The sequence below is a fragment of the Pelagicoccus enzymogenes genome (genome assembly GCF_014803405.1).
In the GTDB taxonomy this organism is placed as follows: domain Bacteria; phylum Verrucomicrobiota; class Verrucomicrobiia; order Opitutales; family Opitutaceae; genus Pelagicoccus; species Pelagicoccus enzymogenes.
Map to the genome: position 1 here is coordinate 1 of NZ_JACYFG010000053.1, position 6,163 is coordinate 6,163.

The window sequence follows — 6,163 nt, forward strand, 5'->3', positions numbered from 1 at the left end:
GAGGTGCCTTTCCGCCGATGATCCGGTAGGCAGTTGGTGTTCAAACAAATACCCAAGATGGAAGACACCAACGGAAAGACAGTAAACGAGACGATAACAGCCGAGGGATCGGCATCAAGCGAAGTCGTGAAGATCGACTTCGGCAACCTAAAGAAGGATCTGGGCGGCTTCGTTCGTGGAACCGTCGAGGAGGCGATAAACGGTCTGCTCGACGCCGAGGCCGACCAAATCTGCAACGCGAAGCGCTACGAACGCAGCGACGAGCGTTCGGCTCATCGCAACGGCCACTACGAGCGCAAGCTGCATACGGGAGCTGGCGAAGTTAAGCTGAAGGTCCCCAAGCTTCGCGGAGCGAGCTTCGAGACCCAGATCATCGAACGCTACCGCAGACGCGAGTCCAGCGTGGAGGAATCGCTGGTCGAGATGTACTTGGCTGGCGTGTCGGTCCGACGGATCGAGGACATAACCGAGGCCCTTTGGGGCGCCAGGGTAAGCCCTTCGACCGTGAGCGATCTCAATCAGAAGATATACGAACGGATCGAGGCGTGGCGGCAGCGACCCCTGCGAAGCCGCTACGTCTACGCGTTTATGGACGGGCTGTGGCTGAAGCGCTCGTGGGGAGGCGAGATGGAGAACGTGAGCGTGCTTGTCGCCATCGGCGTCAACGAGCATGGCTTCCGCGAGGTGCTCGGCGTGGTCGAGGGGATGAGCGAGTCGAAGGACAGCTGGCTGGAGCTCCTCAAGAACCTCTACTCGCGAGGACTCGAGAAGATAGACCTGACGGTCTCCGACAAGTCCAAGGGGTTTGTCGAAGCGCTTCCCGAGATCTATCCGGCAAGCAAGTGGCAGAGATGCCTCTTCCACTTCCACCGCAACGTGCTAGCTAAGGTCTCGCACAGCAAGAAGGCGACCGCGGCGGCGATGCTCAAGGCGATCCACGCCCAAGAGTCCGCCGAAGCGGCTACCCGCAAGGCGATGGAGGTGGCCGACGCGCTCGAGTCGATGAAGCTTGCCTCCGCGGCTGAAGTTCTTCGCGAAGGCATGGCCGACGTAGCACAGCGAAGATGGGCAACGCGCAGCGTTAGGCGAAGCCCGAACGAAGTGAGTCAAAGCGTCACCTACTACCGGTTCCCCAGGAAGCACCACCGAAGCATACGGACCAAAAACATGCTGGAACGGATAATGAAGGAGATCAGGCGACGAACCCGCGTTGTCGGTTGCTTCCCTGACGGCAAGAGCACGTTGATGCTGGCTTGCGCCAGATTGCGATACGTCGCTTCGAAGTCGTGGTCGGACAGCCGAGTCTGTCCATCTGGACATGAAGCTGCTGGCTGAAGAAAACGAGGAGAAGAGCGCCTGAAGCGGCGGCAGCCCCTAGGGGGCTGATTGACATTTAGATACCTTTAACCAATAACGAATACGCCACTGCCTTAAGGTACAGCTACCTTTTTGCGAAAGATTCCGGACACTAACGGCGCCTTTCCGCCGATGAACCGAAAAAAAGGCGCACCTAGCAAAGGTGCGCCCTGAAAACATTGATCTAACTCGCTCTAGCGCCGACGACGATGAACAATTGAGATCCCAGCCAGCGCTAGACCAAGGAGAGCTAGTGTCGCTCCTGAATCTGGAACCTCAAATGCTACTAGGCCGAAGTCCGAGTTATTAGCTTCATTGCTGTTGTCGACCGGCTCTAAGAGAAGAGAGGAAATAGCAAGGCTACCGAAAGGATTTACGATCTTGAATACTCCACCTCCTCCATAGGTTGTTGAGAATGGCGCCATTACTGGAACCACAACACCTCCGTTGCTCCATACAGCTGTGTCCTCTCCTGTGATCGAAAGCGTATAGCTTGTTCCGCCGTTTGCAGTCAATCGAGCGACCTCAACAACATCGCGATACTCCGGCCCATTGAAAAGAAGACCCAAAGTTATAGAAATCAGCTGCGAAGGTTCGCTAAAGTTTACTGTGACAGACTGACCCAAATCAATTTCAGAACCAGCTCGGTCCAAAGCTGGATTGTAGACTGGATCCTCGACGCCTAGAAAAGTGACGCCATCGATAGTGTCGACAACCAAGTCACCACCAGTGGCTGTGAACGTTCCGGCAGGATTTACCAATCCATCAACGGAAGCGTCGTAAACGATAGCGCTTGCGGAAGTGACAGCCGCGAGAGAAGCGACCGCGAGAAGTGTTTTAAGTGTGTTTTTCATAATTCTGTTTGTTTGAGAGAGGATTGAAAAATTCCTAGTTCGAAAAGACACAACGCAATGACCGTGCCAACTCGTGCCGAAGGCACGCAATTCCTGATTACTGATTTCTTATTACTAATTGGCCTAGAAACACTTAGGATATTCATAATTATTTTTATTTTTCTATTTTCGATCATCGATCCTCTTGAAGATGTAGGGATTTCTTACAACCCTGCGAAGCGGGATTGCAGATTACGGATTATTCATTGCTCATTAGGAACTTATGAGAATTCACAGGTTTTTGTAAGGAATTTCGACACTTCGGCAGGCTCAGTGCAGGCACCTTGCGAAGCAGAGCTTTGCATAGCTAGTCACTGATTACTAATTGCTGATTAACAAAGAGTTGCATCATCAATAGACTGGAGATGAGATCAACAATCCGGCTACGCCGAGACAAGCCCGTCCCGCCACAACATCCCCAAAGTGGGGGGACCATGAGCTCTAGCCTTGCCTCGGCGGAGTATCTCACGAAGACGGGTGGTCATGTCGCCCTTTTAGGCTCGGTACAACTTCCGCATCTACCAATCACGGGACCTAGAAGGTCCCACCACATTACGCGGACAGTGAGATTGAGTCAGATTAGCGTCGCCGTGCCGAATAAAAGGAAACATGGGAGCTGGGAGGGAGAGTCTTTAGTTGCCTGGGCATTAGGTCTTAACGTTATTCCCGTAATCGCACATTAATGAGGGGCATCAGCTCAACAACCGCCTAAAGATGATTTTCATTGAGTCGATCTGGGGTGATTATCTTATTCCAGCCAAGGTATCGCCTGTCGAGCGGTTGCTCTAAGACGAGTCGAACGCTGCGCGATTCACTACCTTTCTAACTCACAACGCATTCTCACTAACCTATACTCATGATAGCACTCGTAGGTTCCACCGGCTACGTCGGTAGCGCATTTCGCCAATTGCTCGAGGGCAAGGGCGTCGCCTTCAAAACGCTTAGCGGCCGCCAGATCGCTAACGGGTCCAAGAAGGACTTCGCCGACGCCCTCAAGGACGCCGGCGCCACCTTCCTGGTCAACTGCGCCGGCTACACCGGCAAGCCCAACGTCGACGCCTGCGAGCTGGACAAGGGGAACTGCCTCGACGGCAACGCCGTACTGCCGGGCGTGATACGCGAGGTCTGCGGCGACCTGTCCATCGGCTGGGGCCACGTCTCCAGCGGCTGCATCTTCGGCGGCGAGCGCCCGGGAGGCGGCGGCTGGCGCGAGGACGACGCACCGAACTTCTCCTTCCGCAAGCCGCCTTGCTCCTTCTACAGCGGCACCAAGGCCTTGGGCGAAGAGGTGCTCGGCTACCGCGAGGTCGACCGCGGCGACGGCCAGTGGCCCGCCTGGGAGCACGAGTCCTCTCCCGAAGGCTACGTATGGAGATTGCGGATACCGTTCAACCACCTCGACAATCCCCGCAACTACCTGACCAAGGTGCAGAGCTACGCCACCTTGCTGCAGGCCACCAACTCGCTCAGCCAGCTGGAGGACTTCGTGGCCGCCTGCTACGAGTGCGTGGAGAAGCAGGTTCCCTACGGGATCTACAACGTGACCAACCCCGGGGCCGTCACCACCTCCCAAGTGGTGGAGCTGATCAAGAAGACGGGCGTCAACGGCAAGGAGTTCCAGTTCTTCGAGGACGAGGCGGACTTCATGTCCAAGGCGGCCAAGACCCCGCGCTCGAACTGCGTGCTCGACGAAAGCAAGCTGCGCGACGCCGGCGTCATCATGCGACCCGTCGAGGAAGCCCTCGAGTGGTCCCTCAAGAACTGGCGGAAGGCCTAAGTTTTCCTGAACCGCGAAGTTCGCCAAGAACGCTAAGAAGAATCGGAGCGTTCTTGGTCCTCAACTTTAAATCTAATTCCTGCCTTCAAACCCTTAGCGACCTTCGCGTCCTTCGCGGTTAAAACCAAACACTTCCTCTCCCTATGAACTCCATCCTCGTAACCGGCGGCTGCGGCTTTATCGGCTCCAACTTCATTCGCGTCCTGCTGCGCGACGACGCCAAGCTCCTCAAGGAGAGGGGCTTCGACCGCGTCGTCAACGTCGACTCGCTCACCTACGCGGGCAATCCCGCCAACCTAAGCGACTTCGAGTCCAGCGACGCCTACGTCTTCTCCCATTCCAGCATCCTGGACCAGGACACGACTGCCTCCCTCATAAAGGAGCACGGCGTCAGCGCCGTCGTGCACTTCGCCGCCGAAAGCCACGTGGACCGCTCCATCGACACGCCCGAGCCCTTCGTGGAGACCAACGTGACCGGCACCCTGCGAATGCTGGAGGCCGCCCGCCACCACTGGGCCAAGCTGGAAGGCGAGGCCAAGGAGGCCTTCCGCTTCCTGCACGTCTCCACCGACGAGGTGTTCGGCACCCTCGGCCCCAGCGACCCGGCCTTCTGCGAGACCACGCCCTACGCGCCCAACAGCCCATACTCCGCGTCGAAGGCCTCCAGCGACTTCCTGGTGCGCGCCTACTACCACACCTACGGCATGCCGGTGGTGACCACCAACTGCTCCAACAACTACGGCCCCTTCCAGTTCCCCGAGAAGCTGATCCCTCTGGTCACGCTCAACGCCCTGGAGGCCAAGCCGCTGCCCATCTACGGCGACGGCAAGCAGATCCGCGACTGGCTCTTCGTGGAGGACCATTGCACCGGCATCCTGGCCGCCTTGGAAAAGGGAGCCCTCGGCGAGACCTACTGCATCGGCGGGCGCAGCGAGATGGAGAACATCCAGATCGTGAAGCGCATCTGCGCCCTGCTCGACGAGCTGGCCCCGGTCTCCGGCAACGAGGCGGCCCAAAAGGCCGGCATCGCCAAGTACGAGGACCTGATCACCTACGTGAAGGACCGTCCCGGCCACGACCGCCGCTACGCCATCAACTGCGAGCGCAGCGAGAAGGAGTGCGGCTGGGTTCCGGCCGAGACCTTCGAGAGCGGCATCCGCAAGACGGTGCAGTGGTACCTGGACAACCAGGACTGGTGCCGCGACATCGCCGAGAAGAAGTACGCCCGCGAACGCCTCGGCAACAGCTGACTTTGGAGTGACCGCTAAAGGCGCCAAACAACGCTAAAATGGCTGACCTGATTCAGAAGGACGAATGCTATCGCGTGGTCGGCGCGCGCTTCGAGGTCTACAGAAACAGTCGAAGCATATCCAAGACTCCGCGTTCTCCGCGTCCTCTGCGGTTCATCCCTCATCCACGCTTCAAAAGGCTGTAGCGACCTTCGCGGTTAAAACTCCTCAACCAAATTTCCTCCTAACACTATGTCCACCAAGCCAAGAAAAGGGATCGTCCTCGCGGGCGGTTCGGGAACCCGCCTCTATCCGTGCACCATCGCCGTGTCCAAGCAGCTGATGCCGATCTACGACAAGCCGATGATCTACTATCCGGTCTCGCTGCTGATGCTGGCGGGCATAAAGGACATCCTGATCATCTCCACGCCCCAGGACACGCCGCTTTTCGAGCGCCTGCTCGGCGACGGCTCCGCCTTCGGGGTCAACTTCAGCTACGAGGTGCAGCCCAGCCCCGACGGGCTGGCCCAGGCCTTCCTGATCGGCGAGGAGTTCCTCGACGGCGCCCCGGCCGCCCTGGTCCTGGGCGACAACCTCTTCTTCGGCCACGAGCTGGTGCGCACCCTCAGAAACGCCGACGCCCGAACCGACGGGTCCACCATCTTCGGATACAACGTGGCCAACCCGACCGCCTACGGCGTGGTGGAGTTCGCCCCGGACGGCAAGGTGCTCTCCATTGAGGAGAAGCCGGCCCAGCCCAAGTCCAACTACGCGGTGCCGGGCCTCTACTTCTACGACGAGAAGGTGGTGGAGTACGCCAAGCAGGTGAAGCCCTCGGCGCGCGGCGAGCTTGAGATCACCGACCTCAACCGCATCTACCTGGAGAAGGGCGCCTTGAACGTGGAGCT

General features: G+C 58.1%; 5 protein-coding genes. 4 read left to right on the top strand and 1 reads right to left on the bottom strand.

Annotated elements, in window-relative coordinates:
* Positions 1–57: 57 nt before the first annotated feature.
* On the top strand, positions 58–1,335 hold the full coding sequence (locus IEN85_RS22020; RefSeq protein WP_425503181.1) for an IS256 family transposase: 1,278 nt from the start codon (positions 58–60) through the stop codon (positions 1,333–1,335).
* A 215-nt stretch (positions 1,336–1,550) separates the two neighbouring features.
* Here IEN85_RS22020 and IEN85_RS22025 read toward each other — a convergent pair whose 3' ends face one another.
* Positions 1,551–2,210, bottom strand: coding sequence for a VPDSG-CTERM sorting domain-containing protein (locus IEN85_RS22025; RefSeq protein WP_191619277.1), 660 nt, complete (start codon positions 2,208–2,210; stop codon positions 1,551–1,553).
* Between the two features lie 895 nt (positions 2,211–3,105).
* Between IEN85_RS22025 and IEN85_RS22030 the strand changes: the two genes are divergently transcribed.
* The 3 genes from IEN85_RS22030 to rfbA all read left to right on the top strand — a co-directional run.
* Positions 3,106–4,026, top strand: coding sequence for a sugar nucleotide-binding protein (locus tag IEN85_RS22030; RefSeq protein WP_191616626.1), 921 nt, complete (start codon positions 3,106–3,108; stop codon positions 4,024–4,026).
* A gap of 143 nt (positions 4,027–4,169) precedes the next feature.
* Positions 4,170–5,276 (top strand): dTDP-glucose 4,6-dehydratase, encoded by a 1,107-nt coding sequence (gene rfbB, locus IEN85_RS22035; RefSeq protein WP_191616625.1) that lies wholly within the window; start codon positions 4,170–4,172, stop codon positions 5,274–5,276.
* A gap of 231 nt (positions 5,277–5,507) precedes the next feature.
* Positions 5,508–6,163 (top strand): glucose-1-phosphate thymidylyltransferase RfbA (gene rfbA, locus IEN85_RS22040; RefSeq protein ID WP_191616624.1); only part of this gene is annotated, 656 nt, incomplete at its 3' end.